Here is a 19,108-nt window from a genome sequence, read left to right on the forward strand (position 1 = left end):
TAGATGATTAATGACAAAGTTTTTTAAATAACATTGGTAAACTACTAGTATGAAAAGATACGCGTTATTATTAATAATTCCAATGTTGTTTGCTCCCCTTTTATTTGCTACTCCGTCTTCAAATTATCAATACGTACAGTATCAGATAAATTATTCTTCAATGACTCAATCTACTCACTATAATTCTACCACGTCTCTTCATTTATATTTAACATTAAATTCTACAAAAATTTCAAATAATCAATACGAGAACATGATAAAGATTATTGGAAATATAACTGCTACAAATTTCAACCATCATATGAGAATGAAATTTGTCACTAGTAAGATATTTAATCAGCATAATTTTACTAAACAGATAAACATTACTTATAAATTCAAGAGCAATTTCAGCATCGTGGCAAAATTTGAAAAGATGAATTTCACTAGTATACTAAACTTTACTAAAGACGTATTGTATAATTTCACTTCAAACATGCTGAACGTAACATATAATTTTACTTATAAACCGATAGGATTAACTGTAATAAACTTTAATGGAGTAAAATATATTGGAAAAGAATTCGCATACAACTTAAATGCTACTGCAAGCAGTAATATTTCTGGAATTTTCAATTTAGGAATGAAATATAGTTACGAGAACCACATGGAGGGGAATGTAAAAACATTTATACAAGGTTTAATATATTCAGTAAATATGCATGGTACCTCAAAAATTATTACAACTTATAGTTTAGGTATGTTTAATGGTAATCAAACGACAATAAAAACAGAGAGCTTACAAATTATGCTAATGTCAACTAATATACCATTAGGAGATCCCATGAGTCCAATGTCTTTCATTCCTGTAGTCTTTAGTAGTTCAGGTACGTATTCAATTTTAAGATATATCTAATTTTTAATTTCTTTTAAACCATATTATAAATAATTTGAAGTAAAAAATTAATTTTTTATTATATTACGCTATTTTCCAGATAAATTTTCAATAAAGCTATTTTTGGTTATTAGCTAAAGATAGATCTTTTACATAATCATCAATGGATTATTCTCAGACGATATAAATTTAAACCTTATTTCCATTTTATTTTTAATGATAATTTCTTCGGAAAAATTACCCGAAAAAGCTAAACAAATAATTCAAGTTAAAGATGAAAACGTTACTGAAGAAGATCTAAAAGAAGCTATAGCTCTTCTAACATGGCCCAGAAAAATATCTGAATACATAGATAAAATGCCAAAACTACAGGTCATACAAACTTTTTCTGCTGGAGTAGATGATGTACCGTTTTCGAAAATTCCACCTAACGTAAAAATATTTTCTAATGCTGGCGCTTATGCATTGCCAGTAGCAGAACACGCTTTCGGTTTGATACTATCTTTAGCAAAAGGGATTAATAAAAGAAAAAGGATAGAAAGTTATCAACTTAACGGTAAAATTATTCTAATATTAGGCGGTGGAGGTATCGGATCGGAGATTGCAAAAATAGCTAGGAATGGTTTTAATATGAAGATAATAGGAATATCAAGATCTTTTAGAAATCCTGAATTATTCGACGAGAGATATGCTCTAGATAAACTTGATGAGTTAATAGGAAAAGCCGACGTAATAGTTGATACTCTACCTTTGAATAAGGAAACTCTTGGTATTCTTAATTATCAACGATTATCAAAGATAAAGGATAAAGCAATTTTAGTTAATGTAGGCAGAGGAGAAACTATAGTCGAAAAGGATATAATTAAAATACTTAAAGAAAGGCCATCATTAAGATTCGGTACTGATGTTTTCTGGAGAGTTAATGGCGTTGAAAATTTTAATTCCGAGCTATGGAATATAGAAAATTTTGCAGGAACTCTTCATATAGCAGGAGGATATGCTAGCACTGAAGTTCTAGAGAGCGCTATGATAAAAGCATGTGAGAATTTATCAAAATTTCTCAAAGAAGGAAAAGCAGAAAACGAAGTTAAGATCTCGGATTATATGTAATTATTTTTGTTCTATTTTTTCTCCATTTTTTATGGAGAGTATTATTGCTTGTTTTATTCCATCCTCTTTGCTCATTATTTTTACTTCTTCAGGAGTTTTATAAATACAGAGATTTTCTCCGAAAATTAAAGATTTTTTACCAGCAAAGAGTTTTGGCCTAGAAATATTTTCATCATAGATTTCTATATCATTAACTTCTATTTTTCCCTTTTCCCTAATAAATGGAATTTTTAGAGTATTAAAAACATTCTCTAGAATATCAATAGGAGAATCTGTCTTAAATTCTATACTTACTTTTTGTTTATCTTCTAACTCTATAACGTCACTTATTTTTTCCTTGATCTTCTCTATTTTTTCCTTATGTTCCTTGTATTCATTTAAAGCTTCTAGAAATTCCTTACCCTTAGGGGTTAGAAAATAAACTCCTTTATCATTATATATTAATCTATAATCCTCTAGTAGTTTCATGTATTTTTTTAAAAGGTCGTAGCTAAGATTAGCTTTATACATTATATTAGTTTTTTTCGTTCCATTTACGCAGCAAGAAAGTATATCCCTTATAACGTCTGCAGTTGTTCTCTTTGCCACAATTATACACTATGTATAAAGAATAAAAATATTGCATAAAAAACCTAGAAAGATATATAGACAAAAATAGAAAATATTTTATTTCTCGTTCTTTTCTGACACTTCTTCTTTCTTTTCTTCCTCTTCTTTGGGCTTGCCTAGAACTGAATACGGAAATTGACTATAGATAACAGTAGCTATGACTAACAATAACACTGTTATTACACCAACAGATGCTACTTGAGATCCGGTTAAAGGCGTAGTAGCAGTATCTCCAGTAACTGCTGCGGCTATTATTATCTCTAAGATGAAGCCTATGATAAATATCGCTTTAAATATTTTATCCATTTTATCGAGAGTTTTATCATCTAATTTCTGTGCCATTTCTCATCACTTCCTGTAGTATATTCTTCCTACTATTAGCATGGATGCAAATACTGCTATTGCGAATTCCCATCCGCTCAAAGCCATCTGTATTCCTCCGCTTAATATGTGTCCAGATGCACATCCGTCTGCCATTCTAGCTCCGAACAACATTAGGTATGCTCCGCCGAAGGATCCTAGGAATCTTACTGCTTGATTGCTTCCGAATCTTTCTGCCCAGCTTGGAGGTATTATATTTCTAAATGATGTATATCTTCTTGTTAGGAATACTGCTGAGAAGAATGCACCCATTAATGTTCCTATATCGCTAAATGGCTCCCAACCTATTCCTTTGAATACTGCTTCACTGTACTTGAAAGTTGGTAGGAATAATTGACCTGCTAGCCATGAATCTGTAGTGGACTCTCCAAATATTTGATGTAAGAACATTTCTGCAACTACTGTCAATCCTACTATGCCTGCTACACTTATCATGAACCACCTTGTAACGTTATCTTCTACAGCATAGTACTCGTTTAACTTCTGTGCAGTACTTCCTTTCTTATAGGGCAATCCTCCATCAGTTAAGTATTTTGCAGTATCGATATGTTTCTGTATTTCGTATGGTGTCATTCTCTTTTCTACGTTAGCTCTTAAGCAGCTTCTTTCTCCTCCCTTATACCTTGGTAGGTAATATGCTATAATAAATAACGCTACTCCATATACTACTGAAATTCCAAATAAGTCTAATCTTGTTAATCCATCTAGTGGTTGAATTACGAATGGAGATATTTTCTTTCCTCCTAATGTAAGGCTTCCAAAGTTTAATGTATTGACTAACCATTGTCCAGCAGGAGTTTGATATAACGCTGTCCAAGATGCTGCACCTAAAACTGCACCAAATACTGCATATACTGCATCTCTTCTTCCTTCACCTAATGCCATCCAAATTGAACCAGGGAAATACCCTGATAGAGCTAAACCAGTACCAAAAAATATTCCACCTAAACCTACTCCTATTAAATATAGGGGCTTTGGAGACCAGTGAAATCCAATTCCTGCAGCATAAAGTCCGTAAATTACTGGTGTAGAAACTGCAAATCCTATTAATATACAGTCAAGGAATAACCTATCTTCCCATTTTGCTAATCTTATTAGTGTTTCTGGATTAGCTATTCCCCATGCTTCTGCGGCTGCCCCTATTATAAAACCTATTATTAATCCAACCCACATTGGGGCTGTATATGTTATCATTTGTGTCACCAACAATATAATTAGTCTCTTTAAATCAATATATAGTTGTTTTAATATAAACCTCGATATTTTACATTAACCGAGTTAATCTGAGAAAAATTTAAACTTTTCAAACGAATATGATGATTTATAGAGTTTTCATATCTAACACTGTATGGACAATAATTAACTATATAGACCATTGGTAAAAGTTAAAGGTATATAATGAAAAACTGTGAAATAAGGTTAAAAATATGTATGAACCAAATTTAGTGAAAGAGAACTATACCCTATTTATTTTTAATAAAAAGAATTTGAGAAAATATTTTTAAAATTTAATAATGATTTAACAAGATTAGTTTGCTTTATTAACCGTCTCTAAAATCTTTCCTTATGAGAAAGGAAATTATAAAGATAGAAAGCGATGCTCTTAAGGACAATTATTTAGGAGATCCTTATGAAAGGGAAGTTTTAGTATATGCTCCAGAAGGTACTGATAACCTACCATTATTTATAGAACTAGCTGGAATAAATTGGTCTGGGAACACTCATAATAGATTCGATCAAATAATGACAAATCTTTTAGGGAAAAAGAAAATAAATGCCGTTGTTGTTAATCCTAATTTTAGGACTAAGTATCATTTAAATCAATATATAAACTCTCCAGCAGTGGGGAATTATGAGGATTTTATAATCAAAGAGCTAATACCACAGCTTAAGGAGAAATATAATCTGGATAAAGTAGCTCTTTTTGGAAAATCGTCCGGAGGATTTGGAGCTTACACTCTTTCAGTAAGGCACCCTGACGTTATAAATGGTTTTGCTGACCATTTTGGAGATAGTTGTTTTCTTTATTTATATAATGATGACTTTATTTATACTATTAAGGCTTTGGAGAATAAAGGAATAAAAGATCTTTTAGACAGTTTAATGAAAAAAGAAGAGCTTGACGATAATGATATGAAGATTTTCAATGTATTCGGAAGCTCAGCTTTCTATTCCTACAATTTAAATAAGGACTACGGCTTTGATCTCCCATTTGATGATACTGGAGAAATAATTGATGATATATGGAAGAAATGGGTTAGAAATGACCCAGCTAAAAACGTTGAGAATTATAAAGACCAATTGAAAAAGTTAGACGCAATTTACTTAGATGTAGGTAAAAAGGACGAATATAATCTATTTATAGGAATGAGGACATTGCATAAGAAGTTGAATAAAATGGAAATTAACCATTTCTATGAAGAATTTAATGGTGGACATTTTGGAAATTCGAATAGATATTGTAAGTCTCTTCCATATCTTTATGAGAAATTAAAAACAGAGAATTAAAAGAGAACTCTCTAAAGAGAAGGCTAAATTAATAGTAGAACATCCGAAAAACAGGGGAAGTATCAGAATAGACGAACTTAAAAATATTTTATATTTTTTCTCTACAACTGAAATTAATATCATTGATAAAGTTAAAATAACTAAATATATATTTATTCTGAATCCTAAAATTAAAGCTTCAACTATTAACAATGTTGAGGTTATTAGAATAAAATATTTCATATTTAACCTTCCAAACGAATTTTAAAATATATTTTCTATAAAAATTCAGTTAACAATGGAGTTATATATAGATTACCAAGAATATATATTGCGTGGACGAAACAATAAGGCTTTATAATAATGATGACACATTAAAATTTGTAAAATTTTTTATAAAAATTGCTGAGGAACAACGAAATAATGTAATATGGGTAGGGAAAAATAATGAGATTATAGTACTAGCAAGAAAAAAGGTAAATATTGAAGGAGCAAAAGTTATTTCTTTAGAAGAAGAAATCAAGAACTCCTTTCTTTCTATAAGTGGAGTCAAAAAGGTAGCGATAAATGATAAGATAATTCTGAACATAGAACCTAATCCTGAAATTTATGAGAAAATCTACGTTGTTAAATATTATTTAGAGAAAGAATACGGGACAAAGTTAGAATTAGAGATAATAGAATGTTAATTTATTGAGAATCTTATAATATCATGACCTTCAATAAGAGTTCCTTTTCTAATTTTAGCATGGAGTAACTTTCCCACGTATTTAACTTTGCCATTAAGTTTAACGTAAATTATCTTGCCTGGAAATCTCCAAAATATTTCGTAAGGATATTCTGAAGTTTCACTTTCGTATATATCTTCGTACTCATTAATTCCAGAAATGAGCTGACCATTAAATCTTATAAAAATATGTATAAAGGAAATATTTTTTGTCATTAATCTAGCATTTATCCAAATTACTTTAGGTTTTACCTTTTTATGATTTATAAAAACTTCTTCATTATCTAAAAATTTTTGCATATTAGCTTTAATATCTCTAATTTTTTTCGGTCTAGAATATTCTTTATAGTAGAAAATGACATTTTGAAAAACCTCTCCAGAGTTTGACATTTCAAATATTCCTTTAGCGTATATTGGTTTCATCGTTTGACTCCCTAAGTTTTAAATAACATTTTATAACAAATATGATAGTGGAAACTAATAAAAAGGTAGTTAGTAAAAAAAGCAAGAAGCTCTCCTTTACTGATTTATTCTTCATATCTTTCGGAGGTCAAGCTCCTTTTATTTCACTACTTACCTTTGGAACTGTAATGATTGGTCTAGTTGGCACAGCAGGAGCTTTCGCTATGATTATCGCTACTATAGTAGTTCTCTTTAATGGGATGGTGGTCTATTTTCTATCTAGAAGGTTCAAAAGAGGAGGAGGATATTATATTTACGCCTTCTATTCTTTAACCTCTAGGCTAGGGTTAGAAACTGGATGGAATTATATACTTTACGCTTTAGCCTATGGAGGTACTTTACTTACCGGTGGGGCTTATGTACTTTATACAATAACTGGATTTAATCAGACTTATCTAGCTTTAATAGTTTCAATACTTGCTTCAGCATTAGTAATATCTGGAGTAAAAGTATCAGCAAAGTATGCAATGATAATGTCTTTAGTCGAAATGATAGCTCTAATTTCTCTTTCTATTTATTTCCTTTACGTTTCTGGATGGCATTTTTATAATCCTATAAGATTTTCTCCAAAACTAATTGCTGCAGTTCTGTTTGGTCTAGGAATTCCAACTGGTTACGGATCTATTGCTCCTCTTGCTGAAGAAAGTAACGCTCAAAAAAGTATTGGGAAAGCAGCGATAGCGGTTTTAATTTTTGGAGGTGCTTTAGCTTCATTATTTTTCTATTCTTTAGGAGCAATGAACTTTACTGGAAATTTGGTAAGTTATCTTCTAGATAGCTTCGGAATTGTAGGATTAATAATTCTCTCGTTTATAGCGCTAAATGACGGAACATTAGGAGGAATGGCCTATATTTTAGGAAATTCAAGAACTTTTAAGGCAATGGCCGAAGACGGAAGATTTCCAAAGATTTTCACACGTAATATAAAAGGTAAGCCATTGTTTTCAGAAATATTAATTTCAATTATTTTCGTTTTAGTAGTTACTTTGGCAGTTAATTTCTTGGGACTTTATGATACATTTCTTACGTTAGGAGCTCTAGCAGGATTTGGAAACATTTTTATTCACACTTCAGCCGATTTCTCTTTAATAAGATTAGCGTCTAAAAAATTAGGATTTAGGAAAAACATAAGGGTATTAGAGGTATCCATTGGAATAATTGCAGTATTAATATCTTTATGGGTTTTGGTAGCATCTTTACCGGAGATCAGTCCCTATATTGAGAACATATTTTTTGCATGGATAATAGGGGGATTTCTTTACGCTGAAGCCTTAGATATGATAAAAGGAAGTAATGAGGAAGATAAAGGATAATTTTCTATAATAAATTGAAAAGTTTAAAAGAATTATGTTAGCTGAATTTAATATTTCAAAATAATATTAAGTTATATGGCAAAAAACATAGTCGTTATGATAAATTCGGGTAAAGACCAAAAACCTAAGATATTAACTGGATTAACGTTAGCATTGGTAGGCAAGCAAAAGCATCTATTTGATGATATTCAAGTGATATTTTTTGGACCTAGCGAGCAATTAATAGCAGAAAAAGATCCAGATATAATGAATATGCTAAATCAAATGGTAGAATTAGAGAAAGTCTACGCGTGTCAACTTGTAGGAGATAACATGAAAATTACCGATCAATTAAAAGGAGTTAAAGGATTAAATGTAGTACTTGTAGGTCCACTTATTGCAGACCTAGTATCTAAAGGATACGAAATACTTAATTTCTAAATAAAAAATAAGCGTAACTTTTTTATTTTTCTTTCTTTCCTTTTTTAGTTATTTTTTCTGCTCCTTCCTTAACTTTTTCTCCAGCTTTTTCTGTATCCTTAGCTACAGCTTTTGTTGCATCCTCTAATTTCTTTCCTAATTTCTTTGCCATAATATGATGTTCTCTAACCTAGTATAAATTTATATCGCAGCCAATTCAAATGCAAATCTTTAAAAACATAGTTAAAATTTTATCGAAGTTAGGTATTCTTCAAGATTTTTCTCTACAAATTTTAAATCATCAATTTTTACGTATTCGTTATAGGTATGCAATTGATTTAACTCTCCAGGTCCATAAGCTATTGTTTGAATTCCCTTATATCTAAAATATCTTCCATCTGTAGCATAAGTCGTAAGAAAAGTTTTTGCATTTACGATTTCCTTAAATTTATCTATATAGTTTCCTTTACTATAACTAGGTTCCGAAATGTCTAGAATCTCTAAATCTCCTTTTATCAATTCTTTTACTGAAGCTAAAGCTTTTTCTGATGATATACCTGGAGGTATTCTCATATCTATTTCAGATTCAGCTAAATCAGGGACTACATTTACTTTTATTCCTCCCTTTATTATGCCAGGATTAAAAGAAATTCGTTTGAGTTCATTACCTAATAATGGATTTATGTTAGACAGAGTTTGAGAACCCTCTTCGACTTCCTGAGGTATGTTAATCTTTATTTCTTGGATTTTCTGTAAGGAAACTAGATCATTGACAAGCTTCATTATAGCATTTTCTCCAAGTGAAGGCATACTTCCATGAGCAGATTTTCCTTTTTGAATTATTTTAACTTGAAGAAGACCTTTTTCTCCTATATTTATCAATCCTTGGGTAGGCTCTCCTACTATAACAAAGTCTGGCGAAAATAATTGGGCAAGGTATTTGCTACCTTTTTGACCACCTGTTTCTTCGTCTGGAACTGCTGTGAAAATTAGGTTATAGTCTATTTTATCAGCGACTTTAATGAAAGTATTAATAAGTACTGCTAATCCTCCTTTCATGTCCGTACTGCCTCTTCCGAATACTTTATTATCTACAATTTTTCCAGAAAAAGGATCATATTTCCATTTAGTTATATCACCTATGGGAACTACGTCGTAATGACCATTGAGTAGAATACTTTTGCCATCTTTATTATTCTTTACAATTATTGTAGGCCATCCTTTCTCGAACTCTTTAATTTCTGCAGAAAATCCATTTTGACTAAAGTACTCTGATATAAATTTTACACAGTCGTAAAAATTTTCAGATTCGCCTTTTGGATTTATAGTTTTGAATTTTACTAGCTCTGATGTTAAATCTTCTATCTTTAACATGGGAAACAATATAATAAAGATATTGATTAATTTAAACATAGTTTTTGTAGATTAAGGTAATTTTTAGATGTACTGTGTTTTCCTTGCATATTACGAATTGGTTTCATGTTATAATCGATTATAAGCGTCAGTAAAATGATATTCAATATTTCAATCAAATTTATACACACGCTGCGCATTCTTTGTCAATATCATTTCCTTAATCTCATCGGTTTTATCCAAAATGCCAATGTTTCTCATTTTTTCTAGAACTGTATCTAAGAATCTAGGGAAGATTTTTGCGCCTAACCAAGCAATTTCTGGAATGTTAAATGCATCACTACCATACATTATCTTATTGAAAGGAGCTACTTCCATTATTTCCTCTAATGCGTTAAGTGCTCCTAATGGAGCGAAAGGAGTAACTTGTGAGAGGTCTAGGTAAACTGACGGAAAAATATAACTCATCCACGCAGTCTCTCTATGATAAGGATATCCTGAATGAACAAATACTATTTTTCCCTCATATTTCCTTACTACATCAGTTAAATAGGACGGTCTAGCTAGATCTAATTTTATATCTCTATCTCCTGCTCCAGTATGAACTTGAAAAGGAACATCTAACTCTTTAGATATATCCATAGTTTTACAAAATAAATAATCTCTAAATCCTTTAGCCTTTTTTCCATACCAATCCTCTTCTCCAGATAAGAAATCTTCAATTGCTCTTTTCTTATCACAGACTATCTTTAATCCCGTTCTATAAGCTATTATGCTCTTAAATCCTGAATATCCGTTTTTTATTTTTCCTCTTAAAGTTTCTTCAAATATTTCTATTGCTTTATCAAAAGATAAAGAAAATAGTGAATTTATTATAGTTTCTATTCTAAATAGTAATTTATAATTTATAGGAATTTCTAATTCCTTTTTCCCGAATCCCTCATCAATAACTAGTCCTTCTATTCCAGCATCTTCAAATAGGAATCTAATGTAATCTATAGGATCATTTTTTACCAATCTATTTCTTTCAGCTAGAAAATTCTCTCCAAGTAATTTTTTCATCTCATTTTTTAGAAGAAAATAGAATGGCCTCCATTTATTCATTTCTAATACGTCAGCATTAATCTCTCCTTCATTCCAAGATTCAGCTGAAGCCATAATAAACTCTTTTTCTCCCATGACTTTTGCAGAAAACCAATGACAATGAGTGTCTATCATTTTAGATCTTCCTATATACATTATATTCCCAATCTGTTACTAACGATTCATACTCTTCAACTTCTGCTAGTTTAACGTTAATAAATTCCCTTATGATGGTGTTCCCTATCCTTTCCTTTAGCCTTGTATCCTTGTCAAGTTCATTTAATGCTTCTCTAAGATTTCTTGGAATGTTTTCAATATCTTTTCTTAAGTACGCGTTTTCGTTAATTGGGCCACTAGGTTTTAACCCTCTTTCTATTCCGTCTAATCCTGCTTCTATTACGCCAAGCAGTAGGAGGTAAGGATTTATTGTAGGATCGGGAACCCTATATTCTATTCTCCTATCATTTGGAGCCATAGAAGGATAAGGTGTTGGAATTCTTATCATAGCAGACTTATTATTGTAACCGTAAGCTATCTTTGTAGGAGCCCAAGATCCAGGGACTAGTCTTTTATAAGAATTTACTGTGGGTGCAGCTAGGGCTGTTAAAGCTTTAGCGTGTTCTATTAATCCACCAATAAAATTATAAGCCAAATCACTAAGTCCGTATCCATCTTTCATATCGTAAAACGCGTTTTCTCCTTCTTTCCAAGCACTTATGTTTAAATGAAGTCCAGAACCAGCCATATTATTGAATGGTTTAGGCATAAAATTTGCTTCTAAACCTCTCTTTGTTGCTACTTGCTTTGCAATTTCCTTAAAAATAATAACTTCGTCTGCACTTCTTAAAGCGTCTTTATGCATTAAATCAAATTCATATTGTCCAGGGCCATATTCTTTAATTATTCTTAAAATGTCTATACTGGAATTAGTGAGTAATTTTGCGATTTCTCCAATAATAGGATTGTCGTAAAATGCAGAAGAGTCAAAACATCTTGCATCATCATAAGGTTTTCTATCTTTAATTAGATAAAATTCCATTTCGAAGGACGATCTAAATTTTAATCCAGTTTCTTCCTCAATTTTTTCTAATCTTAATCTAAGCTTTGATCTTGCGTCGTAATCCCAAGGTTTTCCCTTATCATAAAGTTCAGATATAACCATAGCAGAAGGTGGGAAAATTGTTAATGTTGATAGATCTGGTATTAAAAATATATCTTCGTCTTGAGGCCCAAAGGATCCATAAGGAGATAAAGTGTCCATAGGCGTAAAACTAAACATTGCTTTAGTTAATCCAATTCCAGTTCTTAGCATCTCGTCTATATGATTTATGTAAGCTCCTTTCGATCTTATGAATCCGTCAAGCCCAACCCATGTAAATCTTAAAATATCTACGTTATTATCTTTTAGAGTTCTTTCTACTGACATTAACTTCTTTTTTAACCAAAAAATTAAAAACTTTATTTAGCTATCTCTTTAAATATTGTTTTGCTATGAGCTCTTTAACAATAATTTAAATTTTAACAAGTAAATAGTAATGTTATGGAAACTCAGTATAACATTGATAAAAGAGGACTAATTATAATGACAAGTTTTTCAGTATTTTACGCTCTTCTTGAAATAGGAATAAACTGGGATCCGAAAGAAGGTTGGCTATCCCAGCTTATTAATAAAGAATCTTCGTTGTATTTCTATCGTTTCCTTTATACTGCTATATTCTTATATCCATCGTATCTTGCTTCTAGAAAAATATTTTCTATAAATACAATTTGGTACTTTATCTATGGCTCAATGGCTGAAGATATTATATATTGGATATTTTTACTTAAAGTTCCTTATACATGGGCATGGTTTTATCCAGTAATAAATGGAATACCAATACCAGATGTTATAGAAGGGATATTGCTTTTGATAATACTATATCATAAAGGAGTCTTGAATTTATTAAGGAGTATAAAGATCTAGCTTTAGTAATGAATGCTTATACTATGATAAATTAAGATAAAATTAACTAAAAGTGTAATTTTTAATGGTTAAAAGTAATATTCCATAAAAGAATATTAATTTTCCTAAGAAATGCTGTAAAGTTTTAAGTTAGTTATTATTTTATTATTAAAATGGAAACTTTAAGGGAGTTTGAGTCAGACCTTACTATCGATAAGAAGTTTGGTAAACTGAAAATCACATTATATGAGAATAAGTTAGTTTTGGATGATGGAAAAAATAGAGTAGAATATAATTTAAAAAATATTTCTAACGTAAAGTTAAATGAAGGTTTTGGTATAAACTCCATTGTAGCAGACTATGAAGGAAAAAAGATTGAGATTCTCTATTTTACTAACAGAGTAAAAGAAAAACTTGCTGAACTTTATGAAATATTGGCTTCAGTAACTTCTGGAAATTATTTGAAAATGAATAAGATAGAATCTAAAAAGAATCAAAACGTAGTAAGATGGCTTTTGTCTCTAATTTCTCCTTATAAATTTAGAGTATCAATGGGTATTCTTTTCTCTTTATTGCTTGTTATTTTGTCTCTAATTCCACCTTATTTATTAAAAATCTTTATAAATAATGTACTTTTAACCAAAGGAAATTCGTATCTTTTCACTGAAATAATTTTGGTATTGATTGCAGTATATTCATCAGTTGTAGTAATTACAGTTCTTCAGAATTATGCTTTAAACTACCTTGGACAAAAATTATCAAACGAGTTAAGAGTAAGAATATACGAGCATGTAAATAAGTTATCTTTAGGATTTATAGAAAACTTCCAATCTGGTAGAATTCTTTCAAGGATAACCACTGACGTAGGGAATACTCAATGGTTTCTAATTTGGGGAATTCCTACTTTACTGACGAATCTTGTTACAATTATAGGCATAGGCGTAATAGTTTTCTTTATGAATCCGTTTTTAGGCATTTTTGCCATACTACCAATTCCTGCAATAATTATTGGAACTACGATCTATAGGAGAAAATCTAGGTTAAAATATCATAAAGTATGGAGAAGGTCTGCCGATATTACTTCTTTACTGACAGATACTATACCCTCTTCTCTAATAGTAAGATCTTATGCTAATGAAGATTATGAAAATTCAAGGCTAAGAAGACTTACTGAAGAATTATTTTCTTCACAAATGGGAGTAATTAGATTAAATGTTTCTTGGTGGCCGACTTTAGGTTTCATTTTATCATTAACTACGGTTATAATTTGGTTTGTAGGAGGAAAGGAAGTAATAAGCGGAACTTTAGCTTTAGGTACTTTAGTGGCATTTATAACATATTTGAGTATGTTCTATCAGCCTATTCAAAATTTAACTAATGTAATTCCATTCATGCAACAATCTTTTACTTCTGCAGAAAGAATCCTTGAAATAATAGATAGCGAACCTGAAATAAAGGAATCTGACAATCCTAAAAAGATAGATCTCAAGGGAGAGATAACCTTTGACCACGTCTGGTTTGGATACGATCCATTGGCTCCTGTTGTTAAAGACGTAAACTTGAAAATAAGACAGGGAGAAAAAGTAGGCATAGTTGGTCAATCAGGTTCCGGTAAAACTACAATGATAAAGCTTTTACTAAGGTTTTATGATCCTTTGGCTGGAAAAATATTAGTTGATGGTTATGATTTGAAGGATCTTGATATAAAGAACTATAGAAGTCAAATAGGTATAGTTCATGCTGATCCAACCTTGTTATATGGTACAGTAGCTTACAATATAGCGTATGGAAAGCAAAACGCTAGTCCAGAGGAAATAATAGCTGCGGCAATGATGAGTAAAGCCCACGACTTTATTATTAATCTTCCTTTAGCTTACGATACGCATCTTGGAGAAAGAGGTAATAGATTATCAAGTGGGCAAAAACAAATGATAGCTATTGCAAGAGCCTTAATAAAGGAGCCAAAACTTCTAATAATGGATGAACCTACAGCAAACGTTGACAGTATAACAGAAGGGGAAATTATAAAATCTCTAAAAGAAGCAATGCAAGGTAAAACTACAATAATAATAAGTCATAGATTTTCAATTTTGAATTACGTAGATAGAATCATTGTCATGGATAATGGGAAAATCGTAGAAGAAGGAAAGAGAGAAGAACTATTACAGAAAAAAGGAAAATTCTATGAAATATTTAAGGGAGATGGAAATGGTACTAGAGAAATATATAAAGAAACTCAATATAGTTGAAAACTTAAAGGTAATTAAGTTCAATACCGAAGATAACACTGTCGACATATCAGTAAATAACATAGTGTACAATAGGATGAAGATAATTAAACCATTTCCTATATCTTATCCTAATTTTGTCATGTTTACTAATGGTAAAATAATTTTTACGATAAAGAACTATGATAAAGAATTAGAAGATATAATTTCAAAAATCTATTTTATTCCTAAAATTCGAAGAATAGTATCATTAGATACAAGTGGAGACGAGTTTGTGTGGAAAATAGAAACTAATTATGGAGAAACTGAAATAAGGACAAGAGGTAGAACCTCTATAATGAGAATAGAAAATAGAGTAATTATCATAGATACTTCAGACGTAGTCTATGAAATAGAAGATTTCAATAAAATAGATAAAAAAAGTAAAAAACTTATTGAAAACATAATTTAAAAATTAACTTTTCCATGCAGGGTATATTTGACTTAGAGGTATTGCAATGACCCATCCATAACTATTTGATAAATACATAGTTCCGCCAACAATAACTGGATTCATTATTCCTAGCCTACCTCCAACATAATACATTGTCATTATTTTACCGTTATGAGGATTCAAAACATAAACGTTATGCCCAGCAGCTACCCATAATAGACCATGATAGTATGTAGGACTGCCTCTAGGACCTCCTGGATATTCTGGCGGAGTTTGCAAATCTGGAAGTTTAGTTTTCCATAATATTGTGCCGTTTATAGATATAGCATTTACAGTTCCTAAAGATGGGTTTCCGTCGTAAATTACGTTTCCATATATTAATGGCATTCCACCTTTATATGCTGGAGGAATAGGTCCTCTACCTAGATTAACTGCCCATACAGGTTTACCATTGGTAGCATTTAATGCAAACGTTACCATATCAATCATGCCATTAGAGAAATTAGCAATATCATTATCTATTACTAGTCCTGCATTTTGATCTACTGCTGGAGCTACGTCTCCTAATCCGGTGTTTGCACCTACGAAAGGCGATGGCATAGTGGCGTTCCAAACTTCGTCTCCGTTAAATCCATTGACTGCTATTATATATCCGTAAGGAGGAGCTACGTAAGTGAATCCTGCGAGAAATAACGGTGTACCATTAGGCATTACGTAATAATTAACACTGGCCATATTGCCCATTAAGCCAGGGAATCTGTCCATCCATATAACTTGGCCAGTAGTTGCGTTAAGGCCTACAAAACATCCTCCTCCAGTAGTGTAGGCTAATATTCCGTCATATATTGCAGGAGCCGGCATTGCTTCTCCCATAGTGAATCTCATCCATATTAGTTGTCCATTAGTAGCGTTAAATGCATAAACTGCTCCGTTCCTTGCTCTTACTATATCGTTATATTGATGTAATTCGTAATGAACAAATTGAGAGAAAGTGAAACATACTCCTCCTACAGATACGTAAACTACTCCATTCCATACTATTGGATTATTCATGGCCTGTCCTGCTAAACCAGTAGCGTACCATACCATGTTACCCGTTAATGGATTTATTGCTGCTATACTTCCGGGTAAGCTATCTTCAGTAGCAAATAACAAATTATCAGCTAACGTTACACCTAATGGTTCACCGGCCATCTGAGTTTCCATTACCAAAGCTCCCTTAACTCCCATTTGTTGGGCCCAAGGAAGTTGACTAGGAGGAGTTGATAACGGTATAGCTACTCCACCAACATAATTTAACAATGGAATTTGCCAAGCAACACCTGAAGCAATTTCCTCAGATATTGTTTTCACTACTGCATTATGTCCTTGGTTGTAATTTGTAACTGTCCAACTTGACGGAAGCCCTAGATTGGAAGTTGTTGCGTTACCAGGATAATAGGTTACTTCCAGTTTATATGGAAAATAAGTTCCATTGTACTGGGTATACGTAGTCGATATTTCAGTTTCTTGACTTCCAGTAATTATGCTCATTGCTAGATTATGCATAAAAAATACTGAAGATATAGTTAAAATTATTAATACCGGGATTACGAGAAAATATGTTTTCCTCATATTTTAAGATGTCTAATCGAGTACAATAAATAATTCGATTTTATAAGGATATTATTTTAATAATTATTAATAAACTATCTTAATATAACATATTTTTTACCTAGAAATGAGAAGATAATTTTTTAAAATTATAAAAATATTCTTAATTATGGAAAGAATAACCTTAAACACTGATTATTCTGGGCTTTTAAATTTAGAAAAATCGTATAAGGTATATTCTCTAGAGAGCATTGAAAGGAAAAATTGGGGATATGAAGGAACCTTAAAAATTACAAATGAAATTAAGTTCCAATGTGTAATTAAGACTGGTAAAGATTATGTAGATATTTTAGAGACATCTGGAAAATTTTCCATACATATCAATTTTGATAATAGAAATGCAGAAATACATTGCAACGGAATTTCGAATTTTTTAACTAGGACAATTACTTCAAGAATTTCAAGGTTATTATCAGAGTATGGAAAATATTTTCGTAGCTCAAGGAAAAGATCAGTGTTCTTAAAAGATAAGGGAGACACTCTAGTCGATTTAAGAGGAGTATATTGCCCTTATGGAGAAGTCTCCATAATAAATATCTTGAATGGTGTCAAAATAGGAAATTCCATAGAAATTCTTTCTGATTGTGTAGCTGCAAGTAAGGTTTTTCCTAAAATAGCGGAAGAGTTAGGATTTAGATACGAAATATATGATATGGGAGATTATGCATCATATATTTTTATTAGATATAGAAAAACTGATATTAATGAACCAGATTTATGCAAAATTAAAGAAGGAATTAGAGATTATAAATACATAGCATCGCTTTTCATATATTTTAATAAAATTGAAAAAATAGAGCAATATGACGAGTTCTGTAGAGATATTTTAGATTACGATAAAGAATATTTAGCTGTAGTTTCACCTAGAGGGAGATCTTGGTTCTTAATATCTTATATTAACAAAAATATCTTAGCTTCAAGATTAGAATATGAAGGAGTTACATTCTTTGACGATTGTGCATTTACTGTTCTTGATGGTTTAAAAGGTAAATTCAGTGTATATAGACTAATTCACTAGAATTCTGATGTTCCGTTTATGTATATTGTTATTGGTCCAGTATAACTTTTCATTGGCGCTCTAATGTCAAAGCTTAAGTTTATGCTACTGCCGTGGCTTAAAGTTATAGGCAGTGTGGGAGTTGTAGAGACTAAAGTAAATGGCGAAGAAACATTAACGTATGTTATCTCTACTGGTAGTAATCCGTTATTAGAAAACTCTATAGTTATTACGAATGTTTGTCCTCCGTGTACTGATATACTTGTATTGTAAGCTGTTTCGTGTACGTTTTTAAATATACTAAGTGTCGTTCCAACATATTTTATATTAAGTCCAACCACATTTACTGAAAAAAAGTATCCTTGATCGTATAAATAATATAAACTTCCTATAACTATTAATAATACTATGATTCCAACTATTAATCCACTTTTCATTGTTGAATCCTTCTTTGTGTAAAAATAAAAGTTTTTTTAATATTATACTATATTTTGAAATGGATTATTGAGTAAGAAAACGTATATAGAGACTAAATTTTTATCATCAAAAAATTGTGAAACTCTTACTAAAATGTTAGGATCAGTAAGCAATGATGTCAAAGAATTTTTCCATTGAAATAATGTATACCAGGTCTTTTCATCATTATCGTTTTTAATACTAACTACAACACATTTTTGAACAGAATTTATAACCATTTTAGAAGAATCTTTCAAGTATTTTAATTGCATTTTTACTTCAATATCATAGGCTTTAGGTTCTAATCCAGTAACATCTTTGAGTTTTGTAACGATTTCTTTTACACTTTCCGGCGATGTAAGAGAAAAGTTTACTGATGATATCTTTATTTCAATCTCTGGATTATCCTGCGGATAAAGGAATTTAGCTTCAGAAAACCAATCTTCTGGATGCTTAGAAAATACATCCTTAAGGAACTCTATAAACGTTTTCTTGCTCTGAGAAATACTCATTTATAAAATATACAAACAACATTTATAAAACTGTTACGCAATTGTTTGACGTGATTACTAATAATCTTTTAACCAAAGTTTATCATTGT

21 protein-coding genes are annotated in these 19,108 nt (G+C 31.0%); 10 read left to right on the top strand and 11 right to left on the bottom strand.

The genetic code is table 11. From position 1 onward, the window contains the following. Positions 1-49: 49 nt before the first annotated feature. Positions 50-895: a hypothetical protein gene (locus tag DFR85_RS28275; protein ID WP_110271161.1), complete on the top strand. Its 846-nt coding sequence runs from the start codon at positions 50-52 to the stop codon at positions 893-895. A gap of 195 nt (positions 896-1,090) precedes the next feature. Next, positions 1,091-1,984: a 2-hydroxyacid dehydrogenase gene (locus DFR85_RS28280; RefSeq protein WP_110271162.1), complete on the top strand. Its 894-nt coding sequence runs from the start codon at positions 1,091-1,093 to the stop codon at positions 1,982-1,984. Here DFR85_RS28280 and DFR85_RS28285 read toward each other — a convergent pair whose 3' ends face one another. The 3 genes from DFR85_RS28285 to DFR85_RS28295 form a co-directional block, all read right to left on the bottom strand. Further along, positions 1,985-2,572: a winged helix-turn-helix domain-containing protein gene (locus DFR85_RS28285; RefSeq protein WP_246252892.1), complete on the bottom strand. Its 588-nt coding sequence runs from the start codon at positions 2,570-2,572 to the stop codon at positions 1,985-1,987. It lies immediately after the preceding gene. A 78-nt stretch (positions 2,573-2,650) separates the two neighbouring features. After that, complete coding sequence (locus tag DFR85_RS28290) at positions 2,651-2,935, bottom strand: hypothetical protein (RefSeq protein ID WP_246252893.1); 285 nt, start codon at positions 2,933-2,935, stop codon at positions 2,651-2,653. Between the two features lie 6 nt (positions 2,936-2,941). Beyond that, on the bottom strand, positions 2,942-4,168 hold the full coding sequence (locus DFR85_RS28295; RefSeq protein WP_110271164.1) for a YeeE/YedE thiosulfate transporter family protein: 1,227 nt from the start codon (positions 4,166-4,168) through the stop codon (positions 2,942-2,944). 372 nt (positions 4,169-4,540) lie between these two features. On the opposite strand from DFR85_RS28295, the gene DFR85_RS28300 reads away from it, so the two are divergent. Next, positions 4,541-5,482 (top strand): alpha/beta hydrolase, encoded by a 942-nt coding sequence (locus DFR85_RS28300; RefSeq protein WP_110271165.1) that lies wholly within the window; start codon positions 4,541-4,543, stop codon positions 5,480-5,482. 314 nt (positions 5,483-5,796) lie between these two features. Further along, the gene (locus tag DFR85_RS28305) at positions 5,797-6,150 is read left to right on the top strand and encodes a hypothetical protein (protein ID WP_110271167.1); all 354 of its coding nucleotides are present in this window, start codon (positions 5,797-5,799) and stop codon (positions 6,148-6,150) included. Here DFR85_RS28305 and DFR85_RS28310 read toward each other — a convergent pair. Next, positions 6,147-6,611, bottom strand: coding sequence for a hypothetical protein (locus DFR85_RS28310; protein WP_110271168.1), 465 nt, complete (start codon positions 6,609-6,611; stop codon positions 6,147-6,149). The genes DFR85_RS28305 and DFR85_RS28310 overlap by 4 nt on opposite strands. A 41-nt stretch (positions 6,612-6,652) precedes the next feature. Between DFR85_RS28310 and DFR85_RS28315 the strand changes: the two genes are divergently transcribed. Both DFR85_RS28315 and DFR85_RS28320 read left to right on the top strand, forming a co-directional pair. Beyond that, complete coding sequence (locus DFR85_RS28315) at positions 6,653-7,963, top strand: APC family permease (RefSeq protein WP_110271169.1); 1,311 nt, start codon at positions 6,653-6,655, stop codon at positions 7,961-7,963. A gap of 75 nt (positions 7,964-8,038) precedes the next feature. Then, positions 8,039-8,383, top strand: a complete 345-nt coding sequence (locus DFR85_RS28320) for a DsrE family protein (protein WP_110271170.1) — start codon at positions 8,039-8,041, stop codon at positions 8,381-8,383. Between the two features lie 22 nt (positions 8,384-8,405). Here DFR85_RS28320 and DFR85_RS32150 read toward each other — a convergent pair whose 3' ends face one another. The 4 genes from DFR85_RS32150 to DFR85_RS28335 all read right to left on the bottom strand — a co-directional run bounded on the left by DFR85_RS32150 (position 8,406) and on the right by DFR85_RS28335 (position 12,224). After that, positions 8,406-8,534 (bottom strand): hypothetical protein, encoded by a 129-nt coding sequence (locus DFR85_RS32150; protein WP_281351038.1) that lies wholly within the window; start codon positions 8,532-8,534, stop codon positions 8,406-8,408. 71 nt (positions 8,535-8,605) lie between these two features. Next, complete coding sequence (locus DFR85_RS28325) at positions 8,606-9,736, bottom strand: M20 family metallopeptidase (RefSeq protein ID WP_110271171.1); 1,131 nt, start codon at positions 9,734-9,736, stop codon at positions 8,606-8,608. Between the two features lie 150 nt (positions 9,737-9,886). After that, positions 9,887-10,933: an amidohydrolase family protein gene (locus DFR85_RS28330; RefSeq protein WP_110271904.1), complete on the bottom strand. Its 1,047-nt coding sequence runs from the start codon at positions 10,931-10,933 to the stop codon at positions 9,887-9,889. Between the two features lies 1 nt (position 10,934). Next, positions 10,935-12,224, bottom strand: coding sequence for a glutamine synthetase family protein (locus tag DFR85_RS28335; RefSeq protein WP_110271172.1), 1,290 nt, complete (start codon positions 12,222-12,224; stop codon positions 10,935-10,937). Between the two features lie 114 nt (positions 12,225-12,338). Between DFR85_RS28335 and DFR85_RS28340 the strand changes: the two genes are divergently transcribed. The 3 genes from DFR85_RS28340 to DFR85_RS28350 all read left to right on the top strand — a co-directional run bounded on the left by DFR85_RS28340 (position 12,339) and on the right by DFR85_RS28350 (position 15,419). Next, positions 12,339-12,761, top strand: a complete 423-nt coding sequence (locus DFR85_RS28340) for a hypothetical protein (protein ID WP_110271173.1) — start codon at positions 12,339-12,341, stop codon at positions 12,759-12,761. Positions 12,762-12,913: 152 nt separating this feature from the next. Then, positions 12,914-14,989: an ABC transporter ATP-binding protein gene (locus DFR85_RS28345; RefSeq protein WP_110271174.1), complete on the top strand. Its 2,076-nt coding sequence runs from the start codon at positions 12,914-12,916 to the stop codon at positions 14,987-14,989. Further along, positions 14,949-15,419, top strand: a complete 471-nt coding sequence (locus tag DFR85_RS28350; protein WP_162582801.1) for a DUF1854 domain-containing protein — start codon at positions 14,949-14,951, stop codon at positions 15,417-15,419. Before DFR85_RS28345 ends, DFR85_RS28350 begins: the two co-directional genes overlap by 41 nt. A 3-nt stretch (positions 15,420-15,422) precedes the next feature. Here DFR85_RS28350 and DFR85_RS28355 read toward each other — a convergent pair whose 3' ends face one another. After that, positions 15,423-17,015 (bottom strand): outer membrane protein assembly factor BamB family protein, encoded by a 1,593-nt coding sequence (locus tag DFR85_RS28355; protein WP_246252894.1) that lies wholly within the window; start codon positions 17,013-17,015, stop codon positions 15,423-15,425. Positions 17,016-17,163: 148 nt separating this feature from the next. Between DFR85_RS28355 and DFR85_RS28360 the strand changes: the two genes are divergently transcribed. Then, positions 17,164-18,072, top strand: coding sequence for a sulfurtransferase TusA family protein (locus DFR85_RS28360; RefSeq protein ID WP_110271176.1), 909 nt, complete (start codon positions 17,164-17,166; stop codon positions 18,070-18,072). Here DFR85_RS28360 and DFR85_RS28365 read toward each other — a convergent pair. Beyond that, entirely contained in the window at positions 18,069-18,488 is a 420-nt protein-coding gene (locus tag DFR85_RS28365; protein WP_110271177.1) for a hypothetical protein, read from the bottom strand. The genes DFR85_RS28360 and DFR85_RS28365 overlap by 4 nt on opposite strands. 42 nt (positions 18,489-18,530) lie before the next feature. Beyond that, positions 18,531-19,019: a hypothetical protein gene (locus tag DFR85_RS28370; RefSeq protein WP_110271178.1), complete on the bottom strand. Its 489-nt coding sequence runs from the start codon at positions 19,017-19,019 to the stop codon at positions 18,531-18,533. Positions 19,020-19,108: the final 89 nt, after the last annotated feature.

Origin of the sequence: Acidianus brierleyi (assembly GCF_003201835.2) — an archaeon.
In the GTDB taxonomy this organism is placed as follows: Archaea; Thermoproteota; Thermoprotei_A; order Sulfolobales; family Sulfolobaceae; genus Aramenus; species Aramenus brierleyi.

Excerpts from the sequence above, each read along its gene's own strand:
- DFR85_RS28370 (WP_110271178.1), bottom strand. The coding sequence starts at position 19,019 with ATGAGTATTTCTCAGAGCAAGAAAACGTTTATAGAGTTCCTTAAGGAT.
- DFR85_RS28315 (WP_110271169.1), top strand. The coding sequence starts at position 6,653 with ATGATAGTGGAAACTAATAAAAAGGTAGTTAGTAAAAAAAGCAAGAAG.
- DFR85_RS28300 (WP_110271165.1), top strand. The coding sequence starts at position 4,541 with ATGAGAAAGGAAATTATAAAGATAGAAAGCGATGCTCTTAAGGACAAT.
- DFR85_RS32150 (WP_281351038.1), bottom strand. The coding sequence starts at position 8,534 with ATGGCAAAGAAATTAGGAAAGAAATTAGAGGATGCAACAAAAGCTGTA.
- DFR85_RS28330 (WP_110271904.1), bottom strand. The coding sequence starts at position 10,933 with ATGATAGACACTCATTGTCATTGGTTTTCTGCAAAAGTCATGGGAGAA.
- DFR85_RS28310 (WP_110271168.1), bottom strand. The coding sequence starts at position 6,611 with ATGAAACCAATATACGCTAAAGGAATATTTGAAATGTCAAACTCTGGA.
- DFR85_RS28335 (WP_110271172.1), bottom strand. The coding sequence starts at position 12,224 with ATGTCAGTAGAAAGAACTCTAAAAGATAATAACGTAGATATTTTAAGA.
- DFR85_RS28320 (WP_110271170.1), top strand. The coding sequence starts at position 8,039 with ATGGCAAAAAACATAGTCGTTATGATAAATTCGGGTAAAGACCAAAAA.
- DFR85_RS28295 (WP_110271164.1), bottom strand. The coding sequence starts at position 4,168 with ATGATAACATATACAGCCCCAATGTGGGTTGGATTAATAATAGGTTTT.
- DFR85_RS28325 (WP_110271171.1), bottom strand. The coding sequence starts at position 9,736 with ATGTTAAAGATAGAAGATTTAACATCAGAGCTAGTAAAATTCAAAACT.
- DFR85_RS28360 (WP_110271176.1), top strand. The coding sequence starts at position 17,164 with ATGGAAAGAATAACCTTAAACACTGATTATTCTGGGCTTTTAAATTTA.
- DFR85_RS28345 (WP_110271174.1), top strand. The coding sequence starts at position 12,914 with ATGGAAACTTTAAGGGAGTTTGAGTCAGACCTTACTATCGATAAGAAG.
- DFR85_RS28355 (WP_246252894.1), bottom strand. The coding sequence starts at position 17,015 with ATGAGGAAAACATATTTTCTCGTAATCCCGGTATTAATAATTTTAACT.
- DFR85_RS28290 (WP_246252893.1), bottom strand. The coding sequence starts at position 2,935 with ATGGCACAGAAATTAGATGATAAAACTCTCGATAAAATGGATAAAATA.
- DFR85_RS28275 (WP_110271161.1), top strand. The coding sequence starts at position 50 with ATGAAAAGATACGCGTTATTATTAATAATTCCAATGTTGTTTGCTCCC.
- DFR85_RS28350 (WP_162582801.1), top strand. The coding sequence starts at position 14,949 with ATGGTACTAGAGAAATATATAAAGAAACTCAATATAGTTGAAAACTTA.
- DFR85_RS28365 (WP_110271177.1), bottom strand. The coding sequence starts at position 18,488 with ATGAAAAGTGGATTAATAGTTGGAATCATAGTATTATTAATAGTTATA.
- DFR85_RS28280 (WP_110271162.1), top strand. The coding sequence starts at position 1,091 with ATGATAATTTCTTCGGAAAAATTACCCGAAAAAGCTAAACAAATAATT.
- DFR85_RS28340 (WP_110271173.1), top strand. The coding sequence starts at position 12,339 with ATGGAAACTCAGTATAACATTGATAAAAGAGGACTAATTATAATGACA.